Here is a 1,570-nt window from a genome sequence, read left to right as displayed (position 1 = left end):
CGTCCTATGAGTGGGGATATAGGCATGGGCACAACTCATGCTGCTATCAAACTCGCTGAGAAAGTCATCGCTGCTGGATTACCAGGATACGTACAGTTAGCTGGTGGTACCAATAACCACACCGTCAGCAAACTAAGAGCAGCTAAGCTGTTGAACCGCCAAGTTGGTAGGTTGCCCGTTGAAGGTTCTAAAGAATTGTTGAAAGTTGGCAGGTTGCCGGTTGAACGTTCTTACAACAACCTTGGCCTTTCGGCCACGCTACGCGAACAACCAAATAACCTACCCTACTCGAACCCCAAGGGCGAACAACCAAATAACCTATCCTACATTGCCGGTGTGGCTTACGGTAGCTACGCCCGAGTTCTACTCTCACCGATTGTAGAAAAATTAGAACAAGACTATGACAAAGACGTTGATCACCACCAGGGATTCGTTCCTAATCCCTCCTCTAGAAACCTTGAGGATGTACCAGATCTGCTCTGGCAGGCTGTGGCAACTGCCCATGCCCTGGTTGCTCAACTCAAATCAGTCAAAAAAATCCCCAAGAGTATCTAATTTTCTTGACTTTAATCGAGAAAGAATGTTCGATTAAATTGGGATAAAAATCGTCAAGTATTAGGAGTTAAATTAGACATGAATTAAATCCAAGATCTGACCAATAACCGCAATTTAAATAGGGCAAAACGTAACAGCAGAAATCGCTTTATTTGAGCAAAACAAATGGTGAATTTTCCACTAAGCAAGTTTTCAGATCAACAAGTGTCATTCAATCAAGAATCACCAGTGGTTTATGAAAATAACTTGGTTGAGGCGATGACCGTAAGGGCTCAATCCTCAGAGGTAAGTGACAATCTTCAACTAGATTGTGGCACTCTACCTACCAAGGAACACCAAGACACAGTGGACAAAACTCAGAGGATTTCAAACTGTCAACAAATTACAGATGACCTGCCAAAATTACTAGACATTTTGCCAGCCGAAATTCGCTCATTATTGGAGCAACATGCTGAAAGGGACAGTTTGATCGAAGTGATTATGGATCTCGGTCGCTTCCCAGAAGTGCGCTTTCGTGATCGGGCAGAGTACCTTTCTGATCAACCAGTTACTATCGAACAAATCAATCACTGTGTTGAGCGAGTGGGATCCTTTAGCGGTGATAACCGAGCCGGAATTGAGGGCACCTTGCACCGCATTAGTGCGATTCGGAACCGTCCAGGGGAAATTATTGGCTTAACCTGTCGTGTTGGTCGAGCGGTCTTTGGTACCATCGGCATGATTCGTGACTTGGTGGAAACTGGTAAGTCAATTTTGATGCTCGGGCGTCCTGGTGTAGGCAAAACCACTGCTTTACGGGAAATTGCCCGAGTTCTGGCAGACGAATTAGACAAACGGGTCGTGATTATCGACACCTCTAATGAAATTGCTGGAGATGGCGATATTCCCCACCCAGCTATTGGTCGAGCCCGACGGATGCAGGTGGCTAGCCCAGAACATCAGCATCAGGTGATGATTGAGGCGGTGGAAAACCATATGCCAGAGGTGATCGTTATCGATGAAATTGGCACAGAAC

The 1,570-nt window shown here is 45.7% G+C and carries 2 protein-coding genes; both read left to right on the top strand.

The window, feature by feature from the left end; translation table 11 throughout:
• Positions 1-555, top strand: a 555-nt coding sequence (locus F6K37_RS41695) for a Light dependent period protein LdpA domain-containing protein (protein WP_287257126.1), incomplete at its 5' end; no start/stop codon positions are given.
• A gap of 165 nt (positions 556-720) precedes the next feature.
• Positions 721-1,570: AAA family ATPase (locus F6K37_RS41690; protein WP_287257125.1), on the top strand; the 850-nt coding region annotated here is incomplete at its 3' end.

The sequence above is a fragment of the Moorena sp. SIO4E2 genome, assembly GCF_010671945.1.
GTDB classification, from domain to species: domain Bacteria; phylum Cyanobacteriota; class Cyanobacteriia; order Cyanobacteriales; family Coleofasciculaceae; genus Moorena; species Moorena producens.
This window is presented reverse-complemented; position numbering and strand designations above follow the sequence as displayed.